This window comes from Streptomyces sp. UG1 (genome assembly GCF_049974585.1).
In the GTDB taxonomy this organism is placed as follows: Bacteria; Actinomycetota; Actinomycetes; order Streptomycetales; family Streptomycetaceae; genus Streptomyces.
Genome location: NZ_JBNGGG010000003.1, coordinates 195,727 through 211,259 on the forward strand (window position 1 = coordinate 195,727; position 15,533 = coordinate 211,259).

Below are 15,533 nucleotides of genomic sequence, written 5' to 3' on the forward strand. Positions count from 1 at the left end.
GGAATGTGATCCCACATCGCGGACGGATGCGGGCCGGGGAGTGAGACCGTGCTGTTCAGACCGAGATCGCGGATCAATCAGTACGCCTCTACGACCTTGACCTCCTCCTCCGTGATCTCGCCGTCGACGATCCGGAAGGAGCGGAACTGGAACTCGCCGAGGCCGTCGGTGTCGGCGGTGGAGACCAGGACGTAGTGCGCGCCGGGCTCGTTGGCGTAGGAGACGTCGGTGCGGGAGGGGTAGGCCTCGGTGGCGGTGTGGGAGTGGTAGATGACCACCGGCTCCTCGTCGCGGTCGTCCATCTCGCGGTAGAGCTTGAGCAGGTCGGTGGAGTCGAACTCGTAGAACGTGGGCGACATCGCGGCGTTCAGCATCGGGATGAAGCGCTCGGGGCGGTCCGAGCCGGCCGGGCCGGCGATGACGCCGCACGCCTCGTCGGGGTGGTCCTTGCGCGCGTGGGCGACGATCTGGTCGACGAGGGCCTGGGTGATGGTCAGCATGTCCGTCAGGATAAGCAGAGGGGCCGCCCTGTACCGATGGGTGGTATGGAGCGGCCCATATGCCGGACGGACGCCGGGACGTCCGCAGACGGTCAGCCGACCTTCTCCAGGTCGGGCTCGCCGCGGCGGCCGGTGATCTGCGGGTTGCGGCTCTTCAGGACCGCCCAGCCGATGGCCAGCGCGGCGGCCCAGCCGGCCATCACGTACAGGCAGATCCGGGCGTCGGCGTCGTAGGCGATGAGGCCGGTGACGAAGAGCAGGAACACGATGGCGATCCAACTGCACACCGAGCCGCCCGGCGCCGGGAAGGACGAGGCGGGCAGGCGGCCCGCGACGACTTCGCGGCGGTAGCGGACGTGGCTGATCAGGATCATCAGCCAGGTCCAGATGCCGGCCGCGGTGGCCACGGAGGTGACGTAGCCGAAGGCCTTCTCCGGGACGATGTAGTTGAGGACCACGCCGATGCCCATGAACAGGACCGAGACGGTGATGCCGAGCGCCGGAGTCTTGGTGGCCGACAGCCTCGCGAAGACCTTGGGGGCCTCGCCGCTCTCGGCGAGGTTGCGCAGCATGCGGCCCGTGGAGTACATGCCGGAGTTGCAGGACGACAGGGCGGCGGTGAGCACGACGAAGTTGACGATGCCCGCGCCGGCCGGGATGCCGATCACCGCGAACGCCTTCACGAAGGGGCTGACGCCCTCGCCGAACTCGGTCCACTTCACCACGCAGAGGATGACGGTGAGCGCGCCGACGTAGAACAGCGCGATGCGCCAGGGCAGCGTGTTGATCGCCTTGGGCAGGGTCTTCTCCGGGTTCTCCGACTCGCCGGCCGTGACGCCGACCAACTCGACCGCGAGGTAGGCGAACATGACGCCCTGAAGGGTCATCAGGGACGAGCCGACGCCCTTGGGGAAGAAGCCGTCGAAGGCCCAGAGGTTGGAGACCGCTGCGGTGTCGCCGGCCTGGCTGAAGCCGAGGGTGAGCACGCCGAGGCCGATGACGATCATGCCGATCAGGGCGGTGACCTTCACCATCGAGAACCAGAACTCCAGCTCGCCGAAGAGCTTCACGGAGATCAGGTTGACGCCGAAGAGGATCACCAGGAAGACCAGGGCGGTGACCCACTGCGGGATGTGCGGGAACCAGTAGTGGACGTAGATCGCGGCGGCCGTGAGCTCGGCCATGCCGGTGACCACCCACATCAGCCAGTACGTCCAGCCGGTGAAGTAGCCGAAGAACGGGCCCAGGAACTCGCGGGAGTACTCGGCGAAGGAGCCCGAGACCGGACGGTAGAGCAGGAGCTCGCCGAGCGCCCGCATGATGAAGAAGATGATGACGCCGGCCAGGGCGTACATCAGGATGAGGCTGGGGCCGGCCTTGGCGATGTTCGCACCGGCGCCCAGGAAGAGGCCGACGCCGATGGCGCCGCCGATCGCGATCATCTGGACCTGACGACTGCCGAGTCCCCGCTCGTACCCCTCTTCAGGGGTGTCGACAGGGGTGTCGGCGACCTTCTGCGAGGTCATGTGTGGTGCGCCCTTTCTCCATACGGGTGTTCGCCGGGCGATCGTGAAGGTTTATCACGGTCGCCACCCTGATCGACGGCGCCGAATATGGCCTGAATCACAAGGAGAAGCGGATAAAGGGCATGGAGGCAGGCATTCACGACCGCGTCATTGACGTGATCGTTAATCGGATTTGAGTGTCCGCTGAGAGAGCATTTGCCAATCCGTCAGAAGACACCGAAGGGCCCGCCCGTACGGGAAACGTACGGGCGGGCCCTTCAGAGCCTTGCGGCGGACTGCCTCGCTCGGAGGCTCAGAGCGCCTTGGCGGTCTCCTCCTCGGGCTCCCCGCCGCCGACGGCCGCACGCGCCTTGCGCGCCCGGGCGTAGTCCAGGAACTTGTTCAGCTCCTTCTTGACGATCGGGGCCAGCAGGTAGAGGCCGATGATGTTGAAGATCGACAGTACGAACAGCGCCGAGTCGGCCAGGCTGATCAGCGAGTCGAGGGAGAGCAGGGCACCCGCGATCACGAAGAAGCTCCACAGGGCCTTGAAGGTGATCTCGCTGACCTTGCTCTTGCCGAACAGGTACGTCCAGGCCTTGAGGCCGTAGTAGCCCCAGGTCAGGATCGTGGAGAAGGCGAACAGCAGCACCGCAACGGTCAGCAGGTTCGGGAACCAGGGCAGGACGGTCTCGAAGGCGTCGGAAGTGATGGTGACACCGCCGATGCTCTCGCCCGCGCGGGCCTCGGCCCAGCTCGCCGGGTCGGCGATGACGATGGTCAGCGCGGTCATGGTGCAGATGACGACCGTGTCGATGAACGGCTCGAGCAGCGCGACCAGACCCTCGGAGGCCGGGTGGTTGGTCTTGACCGCGGAGTGGGCGATCGGGGCGGAGCCCAGACCGGCCTCGTTGGAGAACGCGGCCCGCTGGAAGCCGACGATCAGGGCACCGATCACACCGCCGGCGACACCCTCGGCCTCGAACGCACCCTTGAAGATGGTGCCGATCGCGTCGGGCACGGCGGTGACGTTGGTCAGGATGACGACCAGGCAGGCCACGATGTACATGGCGGCCATGGCCGGGACGAGCCGGCTGGTGACCTTGGCGATGGAGCGGATGCCGCCGAGCAGCACCAGGCCGACGAGCGCGGCGACGACCAGGCCGAAGAGGACGGCACCGGCGGAGGAGGCCAGGAAGCCGTCCTCGCCGCCGAAGGTCGAGGCGACCTGCGCGTAGCTCTGGTTGGTCTGGAACAGGTTGCCGCCGAACAGACCGAAGAACAGGATCATGATCGAGGCGGCGACGGCGAGCACCTTGCCGAAGATGCGGCCGCCGTTGCCGAAGCGCTCGGCGAGGCCCTTGGGCAGGTAGTGCATCGGGCCACCGGAGACGGTGCCGTCGGCGTGCTCCTCGCGGTACTTCACACCGAGGGTGACCTCGACGAACTTGCTCGCCATGCCGAGCAGACCGCACAGGATCATCCAGAAGGTGGCGCCGGGGCCACCGATGGAGACGGCGACCGCGACACCGGCGATGTTGCCGAGGCCGACGGTGCCGGAGACGGCTGCGGTCAGCGCCTGGAAGTGGTTGACCTCACCGGCCGAACCCTCTTCGTCGTACTTGCCGCGCACGGTGTCGAGGGCGAGCTTGAACTTGCGTACCTGAATGAAGCCGAACCAGGTGGTGAAGACCAGGCCCGCGATCACCAGCCAGGCGACGATGAGCGGGAGCTCGGTGTCGCCGACAGGGACGGTATAGAAGACGACGTCGCCCACGTGCTTGGCGACGGGTTCGAAGAAATCACTGACGGCGTCGTCAATGGATGTGCTGATGGAGTCGAGTGACATCGAGCTACCTCGGAGCGCGGGGACGTGCTGGCGTTGGCGCAGCGGATGGGGTCAGCGAACGCCGTGTCCGATGACCGGCTTCTCGCCCTCGATCAGGGGTTGTGCCGAAAACGAGTTGCCAGTTCTTACCACGTTGTTTATGGGATGTTTAGTGACACAGATCACACGAAACCACCCCCGAGGTACAAAACCCCAGGGGCGGTGACCCGATCGTTATTCGGATTTGAGCGTTCTCTGAGCGAACGCATGATCGACGCAAGAACACTGCAAGACAAACACACGTCCACCCAAATCAGGGCATAAGTGTCGAGACGAGGGTCTCCTGAAGCCCGCCCAGCCACAGATACGCCATCACCATCGGCTTGCGTGAGTCCTCGTCCGGGAGCCGGTAGAGCAGATCGGTGTCGTCCTCGTCGGTGATGTCCAGCCGGGAGCCGATGGCCAGCCGCAGGTCGTTCAGGGCGCCGAGCCAGCACTGGGACTCCTCGGCCGAGAGCTTGAGCACCGCGCCGCCCTCACCGGCGGAGGCACCACTCAGCTCGTCCAGGGACCGGATCACCGCGAGCGCGTTGTCGCGCTTGCCGGCCCGCAGGTCGTTCTCGGTGTAGCGGCGGAACTCCGCGGAGTACGCCCGCTGCTCCTCGGCCTCCTTGGCCTGCGGAGCGCCCTCGGGGTCGACATAGGCGTCCGGGAACAGACGCTTGAGCACCGGATCGGCCGGCGGTTCACTCGGCCCCTCGGCGAACAGCTCGGCGAGCGGGTCGTCGGGGGCCTCCTCGGCGGGGCCCGGGCCGATCAGCTCCAGGAGCTGCACGGCCAGCGACCGGATGATGGAGATCTCGACGTCGTCGAGAGCGACGGCCGCGCCGCCGCCGGGGAGCGGTTCGAAGGTTCCTGGCATGGAGGAGATCGCTACTTCCGGTCCTGCGGACGAGAGGTCATTTTCGGTCCTGCTGGAGGGTGGCCCACAGGCCGTAGCCGTGCATGGCCTGCACGTCGCGTTCCATCTCCTCGCGAGTGCCGCTGGAGACGACCGCCCTGCCCTTGTGGTGGACATCGAGCATGAGCTTGGTGGCCTTGTCCTTGGTGTAGCCGAAGTACGTCTGGAAGACGTAGGTCACATAGCTCATGAGGTTGACCGGGTCGTTGTGGACGATCGTGACCCAGGGGACGTCCGGCTCGGGTACGGCGAAGGTCTCCTCCGCCGATTCGGTGCGTTCGATCTCTACGGGAGCGGGTGACGTCACAGTGCCCATGCTGCCACCGGAGGGGGGTGGTCGCACAAATCCCGGCGGACCCCGGGAGCCTCGACGAGGGTAAATCGTCAAACTGACGAGATGGGGATACCATCGGTTGCCATGAGCACAGCAGACCTGGGGTTGCCAGAAAAAGAAGAGCGCGAAGCGCTTCCGCAGAAGGGCGGTGGTGGGCGACGGGTGGGCGTTCCCTCGACGGCGCTCTTCACGGACCAGTACGAGCTGACGATGCTGCAGGCCGCCCTGAAGGCGGGCACCGCCGAGCGGCGGAGCGTGTTCGAGGTCTTCACCCGGCGGCTGCCCGACGGACGGCGCTACGGAGTCGTGGCCGGCACCGGCCGCGTCCTGGACGCCGTCGAGAACTTCCGATTCGACCCGGGCGTGATCGGCTTCCTGCGCGAGCGGGACATCGTCGACGAGCAGACCCTGAAGTGGCTCGCGGACTACCGCTTCTCCGGCGACATCTGGGGCTACCCCGAGGGCGAGGTCTATTTCCCGGGCTCGCCGGTCATGCGGGTCGAGGGCACCTTCGCCGAATGCGTGCTGCTGGAGACCGTGATCCTCTCGATCCTCAACCACGACTCGGCGATAGCCGCGGCCGCCTCCCGGATGGCGTCGGCGGCCGGCGACCGCCCGCTCATCGAGATGGGCGCCCGGCGCACCCACGAGCTGGCCGCCGTGGCCGCCTCGCGCGCCGCGTACGTCGGCGGCTTCGCCTCCACCTCCGACCTGGCCGCCGGCTTCCGCTACGGCATCCCCACGGTCGGCACCAGCGCCCACGCCTTCACCCTGCTGCACGACCGCGAGCGGGACGCCTTCCGGGCCCAGGTGGACTCCATGGGCCGGGGCACGACTCTGCTCGTGGACACCTACGACGTCGCCGAGGCGGTCCGTACGGCCGTGGAGGTCGCCGGGCCCGAGCTGGGCGCCGTGCGCATCGACTCCGGCGACCTGCTGCTGGTCGCGCACCGGGTCCGGCAGCAGCTCGACGAGCTGGGCGCGACCCACACGAAGATCATCGTGACCTCCGACCTGGACGAGTACGCCATCGCCTCGCTGGCGGCGGCGCCGGTGGACGCGTACGGCGTCGGCACCCGGCTCGTGACCGGGTCCGGGCACCCGACCTGCTCGATGGTCTACAAGCTGGTCGCCCGCGCCGAGTCCGCCGCCCCGGGGGCGGCCCTGGTGCCGGTCGCGAAGAAGTCGAGCGGCGGCAAGACCTCCATCGGCGGGCGCAAGTGGGCGGCGCGGCGGCTCGACGAGTACGGCGTCGCGGAGGCCGAGGTCGTGGGCACGGGGGCGGTGCCCGCCGAGCTGGCCGAGCGGCAGCTCGCGATCGAGCTGATCAAGGGCGGTGACGTGGTGGCGCGGGAACCGCTGGACGTCGTACGGGACCGGCATGTGGCCGCTCGCGGGAATCTGCCGCTGTCCGCTACACAGCTCTCGCGCGGGGAACCCGTTATTCCGACGGAATATGTCACGGAATATGTCAACGGGCGCTCGGGTAACCGGACGGGGGCGTGAAGCGAGCGCGCCCGGCGTGCTCGCGCCATGCCCCCTCCCGCACCGCACCCGAAGTCTCTAGGCTCGGAAGTTCACCGGCCGGGCCCGCACGTTTCACCGTCCCGACCTCAGCGTCCATAACCGAAGGACACCGACCATGCGCCGCGCCTTGATCGTCGTAGATGTGCAGAACGACTTCTGCGAGGGGGGCAGCCTCGCCGTGGCCGGCGGTGCCGACGTGGCCGCCGCCGTCACCGAGCTGATCGGGCAGGCGGCGGGGTCCGGCTACCAGCACGTCGTGGCCACCCGTGACCACCACATCGCCCCCGGCGGCCACTTCTCGGCCAACCCCGACTTCGCCCACTCCTGGCCGGCGCACTGCGTCGCGGGCACGGAGGGCGTCGGCTTCCACCCGAACTTCGCCCCGGCGGTCGCGTCCGGCGCGATCGACGCCGTATTCGACAAGGGGGCGTACGCGGCGGCGTACAGCGGGTTCGAGGGGGCCGACGAGAACGGCGTGAAGCTGGCGGACTGGCTGCGGGCCAGGGAGGTCTCGGAGGTGGACGTGGTGGGGATCGCCACGGATCACTGTGTGCGAGCCACTGCCGTGGATGCGGTGCGGGAGGGGTTCCGTACTCAGGTGCTGCTGGACCTGACTGCGGGAGTGGCCGCGGAGAGCACCGAGCGGGCGTTGGAGGAGATGCGGGAGGCGGGGGTGGAGCTGTCCGGTAAGCCTGTCGTGGCTTAGTACTCCGCAGGGGGGGTGCCACGAATGGCCGTCGGGAGTCTGCGGCGCCATCGTGGTTGCTCGCGCAGTTCCCCGCGCCCCTTAGGGAGTTGCAGCAGGCCTTCTCAGTAGTGCCCGGATCGGATGCCACAGCTCCTGTGCCAGCTCCGGGCCCGGTACGACACCGTTGTCAGGGGCCGTTCGCCATATCAGGCCGTCGGGGTGGTGCAGGACCGCGGTGATCTCGTCGGGGGTCGGTGGGGCGGCGTTGCCGCGTAGGTAGACGGCGCGCATGCCCAGGTTGCGGAGCCTGGTCAGGGCTCGGGCGCGGTTCTGGGCGTGGACGAGGACACGGACGCAGCCCGTGCCGTCGGCGGTGGGTCTGGGCAGGTTCAGAGCCACCACCACGCTGCCGGTCGGCAGCTTGCAGAAACCTCCTGCGGCCATGCGGTCACACCCCCGTGCGAGTCGGTGTCAATAACGGAAGCACAGGGTGCACCTAAACACGACCGGCGGCAACCCGCCAAGGGGCTGCCGCCGATCATGCTCTGACCTGCGAAGATGTCGATTACTTCACCGCAGGGCCGACCTCGAGCTCGATCGTGGAGCCGTTCCTGGCCTCCTTGACGATCTTTATCTTTGTGTTGGTGTCAGTGACCTTGACACCCGCGGCCGGGTTCGACGCGTCGTAGTACGTGCTGGTGTGGTCGTTGAAGACCGGCACCCCGGCACTCGACGGGATCTTGGTCGCGACGTCCGCGTTGTGCAGCCACATGCCGTCCGTGCGGTAGCGGCTGAACGGCGAGTCGTAGGACTGGATGCGGTTGCGCATCAGCGTGCCGTCGGACCACTTCATCGCGGTCGGGTGGGAGTCGATCGGCAGGACCAGGCCGACACCGGGGTGCTGGCTGGTGTTGTTGTCCTGCTGGGAGGTGTCCCACTTCCAGATCAACAGGCCGTTCTGGTACGCGTAGTGCTCCACCCAGTCCGGAAGGGACTTCGAGAAGCCGAAGTTGTACGGGCCGGTCTTCAACGTCTTGTCGTACGACACGTACTGGCGGTTCTCGGCGATGTAGTACTGCGCGTACTCGCCCGTGATGGACGCGCCGATGCGCGAGAAGCCCTTGGTCTTCCAGGCGTCGTCGGCGGTCTCGGCGTCGTCGGAGAACAGGGCCGTGCCGTCGGCGGTCACGGTGATCTCGTCGGCCGCGAAGCCCTTCTGGGCCACGCCGCCGTCGGTCTGGTAGCGGAAGCGCAGGTCGATCTTCTTGCCGGCGTAGGCGTCCAGCGGGAAGGCCAGCTTCTTGTAGGCGTCCACGGTGCCGGTGAGGGCCGGCTTGCCGCTGGCGTCCTTCGGCAGGGCCGCACCGTCGACCGTGCCGTCGATGGCGGTCCAGTTGGCGCCGCCGTCGGTCGAGACCTCGGTGTAGAGGTAGTCGTACTCGGCCTCGATGTCGTACCAGCCGTCCAGCGTCAGCGAGGCGGCGGACTTACCGGTGAGGTCCACGGAACGGGTCAGCGTGTTGGCGAGGTTGTCGCCGCTGCCGCTCCACCACTGCTTCGCGCCCTGCGCCGGCTCCACGACCGGCGTGGTGACCGTCTTCTTGGGCAGCTCGACCACGAGGGCCTGCTTGTGCTTGGTGTTGTACTCGGCGACACCCAGCTTGTGCCACGAGTTGACGCCGGCCTTGGCGGTGTCGTACTTCAGCCAGCCGAGCTGGAGCTTGTCCCAGGCGGTCATGTCGCCGGGCAGGTCACCGATGCTGTCCTTGCCGGTGCCGAGCCAGGAACCGGAGGACATCAGGGTCCAGAAGCCGGTGGAGTTCTCGCCGCCCGCGGTGTCGTAGTGGTCCGGCAGGCCGAGGTCGTGGCCGTACTCGTGGGCGAAGACGCCCAGGCCGCCGTTCTCCGGCTGGACGGTGTAGTCGCCGACCCAGATGCCGGTGGAGCCGATCTGCGCGCCGCCCAGCTTGTTGCCGGCGGGGCCGGTGGCACCCGCGTCGGTGCCGAACGCGTACCAGCGGTGGGCCCAGATCGCGTCGGTGCCCTGGGCGCCGCCGCCCGCGGACTCGTCCTCACCGGCGTGCACGATCTGGAAGTGGTCGATGTAGCCGTCGGCCTCGTTGAAGTCGCCGTCGCCGTCGAAGTCGTAGCGGTCCCACTGGTCGAACTGCGTGACGGCCGCCTTGATCTCGGCGTCGGTCTTCCCAGTTGCCTTCTGCTGGGAGACCCACGCGTTCAGACCGTCGCTGACGACGTTCCAGACGCTGGAGCAGTTGGTCTGGCCGCAGGCGTTGTTGCCGTAACGGGCCTCGTTGTAGGGGACCTTGACCCAGTCGGAGACCTCGCCCTCGATCGAGTAACGGCCCGAGGACTGCTTCTCGTAGTACTTCTTCATCGACTCGGTCTTCTTGCCGGTGCCGAAGTAGAGGTCCTGGTAGTGCTGCCGGTTGTAGTCGGCCTGCCAGGCCGTCGAGTTGTCCTTCTCGCGGTCGGGCTCGGCTATCTGGTTGTGCTCCGGGCCCGGTGTGCCGCCGAACTCGCTTATCTTGTCGCCGAACTCGACCAGGATCGTGAAGATCTTGTCGGTCTTCTCGCGGCCCAGCTCGACGTACTTGCTGTCGCCCTTCTTGCTCTTGAGCTCGACGACCTGCGAGCCGCCGCGCTTCTTCACCTTGCTCTTGCCTGATATGACCTGGTTCAGGGCTTCCTCGCGCTGGGCCTGTTGAGTCTTGCTCATCGGGCCTTCGAGGTCGTGCTCGGCGTGTGTGCGGTCCGCCGGGTCGTGCCGCTCCACGGAGGCCGGCGCGCCTTCGTCGGCCTGAGCCACCGCGAAGGTCGAGAACGTCGCCGCCGCCGTCGCGAGTGCGACGGTGGTGGCCGCCGCTCTGAACGTCCAGGGTCTACTGGTCACTTGCTTCCTCCCCCGCGTCGGGCGCGCGGAAGGAGGATCCTGGTCATGGAGGATCCGCGCGCGTGATCAACGCGTGTAGTCAAGTGACGACATTTGACTAGAGGTTAAGCAGAAAAAACAGACCTTGACTTGAACAGGTCAATTGCACTATGCGGAGTCGATGTTCGTTTAGCGAACAACGATCTCTCCCGAACGGGCGCGCGCCGCCGTCCACTTGCTGGACGCCATGACTCCGTGCGCCCCCCGTGCATCGGCACTGTGGGTTAGGTCATGCTTACGGATTATTCCTCTCGGGCATGCACGCCGTTAGAGTCGGATGGCGGAACGCCCGGACGTCGGCGGAAAGCCAGGCCGAGACCCCCGTGCACCCCTGATTCCGAGGACACGATGATCATGCCTCGTCCGACTGCCGCACAGCTCTCCTACGGCTCGTGCACCGTGATCTTCTCGACGCTCGCCATGCTGCTGCTGTCACAGACCAGTTCGGGTGTGGGGATCGCGGTCATCGCCGTCGCGGCCCTCCTGCTCGGGCTGTTGGTCGCCATGACGGTGCCCATGCCCAAGAAGCCCCGCGTGGTGGCGATGCGCAGGCCCGCCGAAGCGGAGCGGGAGAAGGCCGAAGAGCCCGCGCTCTCCCAGTCCTGACGCCACGTCCGACGCCGGCAGGGGGTGTCACCACACCCCTAGCCTTCGGTGCTGACCACCACCGTCTTGGCCGCCTTGTCGTGCAGGCCCTGTTTGTAGGGCCGGTCGAAGTAGCTCCAGCCGCCGGAGATCGCGGTCCAGATGCAGGCGCACAAGAAGGCGAACGGGATCCACAGCACCGCCGCGCGGATCAGCGCGCTCTGCACGGACGGAGTGGCGCCGTTGTCGAGGTTGGCCACCCGCATGTTGAGCAGCCGCTTGCCGAGCGTCTGCCCCGTCCTGACGGTCAGATAGGTGTCGTAGGCGATGTAGAGCACGGCTGCGATCGCCGACTGCGCGAGTGAATTGCTGTACTCCACCTTGTCGGTGTCCGTATCGAGTTCGGTGACACCGAATCCCCAGGTGAGCAGCCAGACGACGACACCCACCAGGATCATGTCGAGGATGCGGGCCAGCGTGCGCTTGCCGCTGCCGGCGAGCGGCGGCATCCCGGCGAGCGGGTCGGTGGGGGGACCGCCACCGCCGTAGGGGGCACCGCCGTAGGGGGCACCGCCGTAGGGGCCGCCGCCATAGGGGGGCGGGGGCTGATCGCCGTACGGCGAACCGGAGCCCCCGGGTGGCGGGGGCTGCTTCCTGAACGGGTCGTCTTCCGGGGGCGGCTGACCGGAGCCGGGAGGCGGTTCACTGCTCATGGCCCCGAGTCGACCGCGAACCTCGCGGTTTCGCATCCGGCGCGGGGCCGTCCGAGGGACGTAAATCTCCTGGGCCGTTCGCCGTACGGGGTCAGCCCGCGACGAACGTACGCGCGGCCTTGTCGTGCCAGCACTGGTGCCACGGCCGGTCGAACACACACCACAGCACGCCGACGACGCCGATCACCAGCAGGCCCGGGATGCTGTAGACCAGCCAGCGGCGCAGGGCCGCGCCGAACTCTGGGGGCTCGTGGGCCTCGATGTCCCGCACCTCCAGGCCGAGCAGCTTCTTGCCCAGCGTGCGGCCCCACTTGGCGGTGGGCAGCGCCTCGTAGGCCAGGCCGAACAGCAGCAGCACGGCCAGGATGATGCCCAGGTACACCGACGTGGTGCCGTCCAGCAGCCATACGGTGACGGTCTCGCCGGAGAGCTTGGCGGCGTCGATCTTGTCGTTGACGTGGTCGATCGCCTTGGTGCCGAGCGGTACGGCGGCCACGGCGGTGACGGCGGCCAGTACGAGCGTGTCCAGCAGCCGGGCGGCCAGCCGCTTGCCGAGGTTCGCCGGGCGGGCGGCGGCCTGACGCAGGGCGGCTGCCGCGAAGGGGTCCTCCCGCACGGGCTTCCACGGCGCGACCGGCTGGTCCTCGTCGGACGGGCCCGCGAGCCGGTGGACCTGCTGCGCCCAGGAGGACTGACCGCCGCCGGCGCCCGCCGTCATGGGCGCGCCGGAGGGCGCCGCGGACGGGTGGCCACCGTGCGGGTCACCGGACTGCCGGGGGACGCTCGCAGCGCCCTGCTGGGGGCCTGCGGAGGGCGCGGCGGCCTGGCCCTGTGCCTGGGCCACCGCGGCACGCTCTGCGGCGGCCTTGCCGGCGCCGAAGCCCGGTCCCTGCGGCGCGCCGGCCGCCGAGGGGTGGTCCGCGTCCGGACGTGCGGCGCCCGCGCCGCCCGTGCCCGCGGACTGCGCCCCGGCCGCCCCGCCCTGCTGCCCCGTGCGCGGGGACACCGCGCGGATCGCCATGGTGCCGTCGACGGGGGCGGGGCCACCGGGGCTCGGGATGCCGGGAGCGCCCTGGCCCGGGGCGCCGGAGGACTGCGCCGCACCGGGGCCGGGGGTACCCGGAGCGCCCTGGCCGGAAGTGCCGGAGGACTGCGGCCCGCCGGGGCTCGGGACACCAGGAGCGCCCTGGCCCGGGACCCCGGAGGACTGTGCCGCGCCGGCCGCCCCCGGCACCGGTCGGCGGATCATGAACGTGTCGGCGGAGGGGACGGCGCCGGAGTCCGCGTCCGGCTCGGCGGGCGGGGTGCTCGCCGAGCCCTCGGGCCCACCCTGGGGCGCCGTCGAGCGCGGGTCCCTGGGGTCGGCGTCCTGCTGGGCGCCCCAGGAGACCCGGCGGTCCTGCTCGCCGCCGAAGCCGGACTGGTGCGCGGAGTCGGCGCCCCAGGCGGACGCCGGCTCGGGGCGGCTGCCGTGCGGGGAGTTCCCGGAGGCGGGCTGCTGCGCCGGGTCCTCGTCGAAGAAGTGCGGGCCGGTCTCCTCCACCGAGGGGGCCTGGGCCGGCTGCGCGCCCGGCGGCGGGGCGAGCGTCTCGCCGTCCGTGGGCGCCGGACGGCTGGTTCCCGGCACCCAGGAGGCACCATTCCAGTACCGGACATATCCAGGAATGGACGGGTCCGGGTAATACCCTTCGCGGGGCCGGTCGTCACCGGGGGCCGGGGTTGGGGCGCTCATGTCCGTCGTCCGGTATCTGCTCGTGGGTCAAATGGGGGCCTCCACATCTATCAGACGGACGCACCGAGCACCGCCCGTCCCGTGGGACCCACCCCCTTTCCGGGCAACCTCGTACACGTACTTCACAACGGTGGAACCCGCCCCGGAGCAGGCCCGGAAAAAAAGTTCTGCGAACCCGCGTAATGATGGGCACCTCTGTCCCCTCTCCACTCGTACGGGCCCGCCCACACGGCCCGCACGCGGCACGAGAGAGGACGTACACGTCATGCATCACACCGTCGTAGAGCGCGAACTGGAGCTGCGGCTCATCCTGGCGCCCGAGCGCGCCATCCCGGTGCCGGCCCGGCTGAGCTACCACACCGACGACCCGTACGCGGTGCACATCGCCTTCCACATCAACTCCGAGCACCCGGTGCACTGGACCTTCTCCCGCGATCTGCTCGTGGAGGGGGTGTTCCGGCCGTGCGGGCACGGGGACGTGCGGGTGTGGCCGACGAAGGCCGAGGGGCGCAGCGTGGTGCTGATGGCGCTGAGTTCGCCCGACGGGGACGCCCTGCTGGAGGCGCCGGCGGCGCAGGTGTCGGCCTGGCTGGAGCGGACCTTGCGGGTGGTGCCCCCGGGGACTGAGGGCGAGCAGCTCGGGATCGACGACGCGCTCGATCAGCTGCTCGCCCGGTGAGGCGTACAAAGAGGCGTACAAAGCGGCGTACAAGAAGGAGTCAGAACAGCTTGCCGGGGTTCAGGATGCCCAGCGGGTCGAAGACCTGCTTGATCCCGCGCTGCATCTCGATCCCCACCGGGCCGATCTCGCGCGCCAGCCACTCCTTCTTGAGCACCCCCACCCCGTGCTCGCCCGTGATCGTGCCGCCGAGTTCCAGGCCGAGGGCCATGATCTCGTCGAAGGACTCGCGGGCGCGCCGGGACTCGTCGGGGTCGGCGGCGTCGAAGCAGACGGTGGGGTGGGTGTTGCCGTCGCCGGCGTGGGCGACGACGCCGATGGTGAGCTGGTGCTTGTCGGCGATCCGCTCGACGCCCTCGATGAGGTCGCCGAGCCGGGAGCGGGGCACGCACACGTCGTCGATCATCGTCACGCCGCGCACCGCTTCGAGCGCGGTGAGGGACAACCGCCGGGCCTGCAGGAGGAGTTCGGACTCGGCCAAGTCGTCCGCCGGGACCACCTGGGTGGCGCCGGCCGCCTCGCACAGCGCGCCGACGGCGGCGAGGTCGGGGGCGGGGTCCGGGGTGTCGAAGGCGGCCAGGAGCAGGGCTTCCGTCGTCTCCGGCAGGCCCATGCGCGCCAGGTCGTTGACTGCCTTGACCGTCGTACGGTCCATCAGTTCGAGCAGGGACGGCACGTGCCCGCCCGCCATGATCCGGCACACCGCGTCGCAGGCGGCGGCCGCGGACGCGAACTCGGCGGCCAGCACGAGCTGCTGCGGCGGCTGCGGCTTCAGCGCCAGGACGGCCCGTACGACGATGCCGAGCGAGCCCTCGGAGCCGACGAACAGGCGGGTCATGTCGTATCCCGCGACGCCCTTGGCGGTACGGCGGCCGGTGGTCATCAGGCGGCCGTCGGCGAGGACGACGTCGAGGCCGAGGACGTACTCGGCCGTCACCCCGTACTTGACGCAGCACAGGCCGCCGGAGGCGGTGCCGATGTTGCCGCCGATCGTGCACATCTCCCAGCTCGAGGGGTCCGGCGGGTAGTACAGGCCGTGTTCGCCGACCGCGCGGGAGAGGGCGGCGTTGATGACGCCGGGCTCGACGACCGCGATCCGGTCGACCGGGTTGATCTCCAGGATGCGGTCCATCTTGGTCAGGGACAGCACGATGCAGCCGTCGGAGGCGTTGGCCCCGCCCGACAGGCCCGTGCGGGCGCCCTGCGGGACGACCGGCACCCGCAGTTCGGTGGCGGTGCGCATGACGTGCTGGACCTCTTCGACGGTGCGCGGCAGCACGACCACGGCGGGGGCGCCGGCCGGGCAGAAGCTGGCCATGTCGTTGACGTAGGAGCCCGTGACGTCGGGGTCGGTCAGGACGGCCTCGGTGGGCAGACCCGCGAGCAGCCGCTCGGTGAGGTCACCCCGGGCCTGCTCGGATGCGGCTTCGGTACGGCTCATGATCACAGCGTGACACCCGGGGCCATCGGTGTGAACCCCGCGTACGGCAGGCGCCGTAAGGCGGGTGTGGTCGTCGTGTCGGCGTGGTGA

Annotated in this window: 14 protein-coding genes; 4 read left to right on the forward strand and 10 right to left on the reverse strand. The window is 69.0% G+C overall.

Translation table 11 applies throughout. The features are described from left to right. Positions 1 to 77: 77 nt before the first annotated feature. From ACP4J3_RS04805 to clpS, 5 genes are all read right to left on the reverse strand, one after another. Positions 78 to 500 (reverse strand): Mov34/MPN/PAD-1 family protein, encoded by a 423-nt coding sequence (locus ACP4J3_RS04805; protein ID WP_426530700.1) that lies wholly within the window; start codon positions 498 to 500, stop codon positions 78 to 80. Between the two features lie 92 nt (positions 501 to 592). Next, positions 593 to 2,026, reverse strand: coding sequence for an amino acid permease (locus ACP4J3_RS04810; RefSeq protein ID WP_426530702.1), 1,434 nt, complete (start codon positions 2,024 to 2,026; stop codon positions 593 to 595). Positions 2,027 to 2,318: 292 nt separating this feature from the next. Further along, positions 2,319 to 3,854 carry an alanine/glycine:cation symporter family protein gene (locus tag ACP4J3_RS04815; protein ID WP_426530704.1) on the reverse strand — a complete coding sequence of 512 codons (1,536 nt, stop codon included), beginning with the start codon at positions 3,852 to 3,854 and terminating at the stop codon, positions 2,319 to 2,321. Between the two features lie 292 nt (positions 3,855 to 4,146). Further along, the gene (locus ACP4J3_RS04820; protein WP_426530706.1) at positions 4,147 to 4,755 is read right to left on the reverse strand and encodes a DUF2017 domain-containing protein; all 609 of its coding nucleotides are present in this window, start codon (positions 4,753 to 4,755) and stop codon (positions 4,147 to 4,149) included. A gap of 37 nt (positions 4,756 to 4,792) precedes the next feature. Beyond that, positions 4,793 to 5,110 carry an ATP-dependent Clp protease adapter ClpS gene (gene clpS / locus ACP4J3_RS04825; protein ID WP_426530708.1) on the reverse strand — a complete coding sequence of 106 codons (318 nt, stop codon included), beginning with the start codon at positions 5,108 to 5,110 and terminating at the stop codon, positions 4,793 to 4,795. A gap of 102 nt (positions 5,111 to 5,212) precedes the next feature. On the opposite strand from clpS, the gene ACP4J3_RS04830 reads away from it, so the two are divergent. Both ACP4J3_RS04830 and ACP4J3_RS04835 read left to right on the forward strand, forming a co-directional pair. Then, positions 5,213 to 6,634, forward strand: a complete 1,422-nt coding sequence (locus tag ACP4J3_RS04830; RefSeq protein ID WP_426530710.1) for a nicotinate phosphoribosyltransferase — start codon at positions 5,213 to 5,215, stop codon at positions 6,632 to 6,634. A gap of 136 nt (positions 6,635 to 6,770) precedes the next feature. Further along, positions 6,771 to 7,361 (forward strand): isochorismatase family protein, encoded by a 591-nt coding sequence (locus ACP4J3_RS04835; protein WP_426530712.1) that lies wholly within the window; start codon positions 6,771 to 6,773, stop codon positions 7,359 to 7,361. 81 nt (positions 7,362 to 7,442) lie between these two features. Here the strand turns inward: ACP4J3_RS04835 and ACP4J3_RS04840 are convergent, their stop codons facing one another. Both ACP4J3_RS04840 and ACP4J3_RS04845 read right to left on the reverse strand, forming a co-directional pair. After that, positions 7,443 to 7,787 carry a hypothetical protein gene (locus ACP4J3_RS04840; protein ID WP_426530714.1) on the reverse strand — a complete coding sequence of 115 codons (345 nt, stop codon included), beginning with the start codon at positions 7,785 to 7,787 and terminating at the stop codon, positions 7,443 to 7,445. Positions 7,788 to 7,908: 121 nt separating this feature from the next. Continuing rightward, on the reverse strand, positions 7,909 to 10,254 hold the full coding sequence (locus ACP4J3_RS04845; protein WP_426530716.1) for an immune inhibitor A domain-containing protein: 2,346 nt from the start codon (positions 10,252 to 10,254) through the stop codon (positions 7,909 to 7,911). 393 nt (positions 10,255 to 10,647) lie between these two features. Here ACP4J3_RS04845 and ACP4J3_RS04850 point away from each other — a divergent pair, with 393 nt between their 5' ends. Then, positions 10,648 to 10,899: a hypothetical protein gene (locus ACP4J3_RS04850; protein WP_426530718.1), complete on the forward strand. Its 252-nt coding sequence runs from the start codon at positions 10,648 to 10,650 to the stop codon at positions 10,897 to 10,899. Between the two features lie 38 nt (positions 10,900 to 10,937). Here ACP4J3_RS04850 and ACP4J3_RS04855 read toward each other — a convergent pair whose 3' ends face one another. Together ACP4J3_RS04855 and ACP4J3_RS04860 are read right to left on the reverse strand one after the other, a co-directional pair. Beyond that, a complete protein-coding gene (locus tag ACP4J3_RS04855; protein ID WP_426530720.1) occupies positions 10,938 to 11,591 on the reverse strand; it encodes an RDD family protein in 654 nt (217 codons plus the stop codon). A 91-nt stretch (positions 11,592 to 11,682) separates the two neighbouring features. Beyond that, complete coding sequence (locus ACP4J3_RS04860) at positions 11,683 to 13,323, reverse strand: RDD family protein (protein ID WP_426530722.1); 1,641 nt, start codon at positions 13,321 to 13,323, stop codon at positions 11,683 to 11,685. 265 nt (positions 13,324 to 13,588) lie between these two features. Between ACP4J3_RS04860 and ACP4J3_RS04865 the strand changes: the two genes are divergently transcribed. Then, positions 13,589 to 14,002: an SsgA family sporulation/cell division regulator gene (locus ACP4J3_RS04865; RefSeq protein ID WP_426530723.1), complete on the forward strand. Its 414-nt coding sequence runs from the start codon at positions 13,589 to 13,591 to the stop codon at positions 14,000 to 14,002. A 40-nt stretch (positions 14,003 to 14,042) separates the two neighbouring features. Here ACP4J3_RS04865 and ACP4J3_RS04870 read toward each other — a convergent pair whose 3' ends face one another. Further along, positions 14,043 to 15,449, reverse strand: coding sequence for an FAD-binding oxidoreductase (locus tag ACP4J3_RS04870; RefSeq protein WP_426530725.1), 1,407 nt, complete (start codon positions 15,447 to 15,449; stop codon positions 14,043 to 14,045). Positions 15,450 to 15,533: the final 84 nt, after the last annotated feature.

What these genes read in the sequence shown, in the direction of transcription:
- ACP4J3_RS04815 (WP_426530704.1), bottom strand. Translation starts at nt 3,854, where the DNA reads ATGTCACTCGACTCCATCAGCACATCCATTGACGACGCCGTCAGTGAT.
- ACP4J3_RS04810 (WP_426530702.1), bottom strand. Translation starts at nt 2,026, where the DNA reads ATGACCTCGCAGAAGGTCGCCGACACCCCTGTCGACACCCCTGAAGAG.
- ACP4J3_RS04835 (WP_426530712.1), top strand. Translation starts at nt 6,771, where the DNA reads ATGCGCCGCGCCTTGATCGTCGTAGATGTGCAGAACGACTTCTGCGAG.
- ACP4J3_RS04830 (WP_426530710.1), top strand. Translation starts at nt 5,213, where the DNA reads ATGAGCACAGCAGACCTGGGGTTGCCAGAAAAAGAAGAGCGCGAAGCG.
- ACP4J3_RS04860 (WP_426530722.1), bottom strand. Translation starts at nt 13,323, where the DNA reads ATGAGCGCCCCAACCCCGGCCCCCGGTGACGACCGGCCCCGCGAAGGG.
- ACP4J3_RS04855 (WP_426530720.1), bottom strand. Translation starts at nt 11,591, where the DNA reads ATGAGCAGTGAACCGCCTCCCGGCTCCGGTCAGCCGCCCCCGGAAGAC.
- ACP4J3_RS04820 (WP_426530706.1), bottom strand. Translation starts at nt 4,755, where the DNA reads ATGCCAGGAACCTTCGAACCGCTCCCCGGCGGCGGCGCGGCCGTCGCT.
- ACP4J3_RS04850 (WP_426530718.1), top strand. Translation starts at nt 10,648, where the DNA reads ATGCCTCGTCCGACTGCCGCACAGCTCTCCTACGGCTCGTGCACCGTG.
- ACP4J3_RS04840 (WP_426530714.1), bottom strand. Translation starts at nt 7,787, where the DNA reads ATGGCCGCAGGAGGTTTCTGCAAGCTGCCGACCGGCAGCGTGGTGGTG.
- ACP4J3_RS04865 (WP_426530723.1), top strand. Translation starts at nt 13,589, where the DNA reads ATGCATCACACCGTCGTAGAGCGCGAACTGGAGCTGCGGCTCATCCTG.
- clpS (WP_426530708.1), bottom strand. Translation starts at nt 5,110, where the DNA reads ATGGGCACTGTGACGTCACCCGCTCCCGTAGAGATCGAACGCACCGAA.
- ACP4J3_RS04805 (WP_426530700.1), bottom strand. Translation starts at nt 500, where the DNA reads ATGCTGACCATCACCCAGGCCCTCGTCGACCAGATCGTCGCCCACGCG.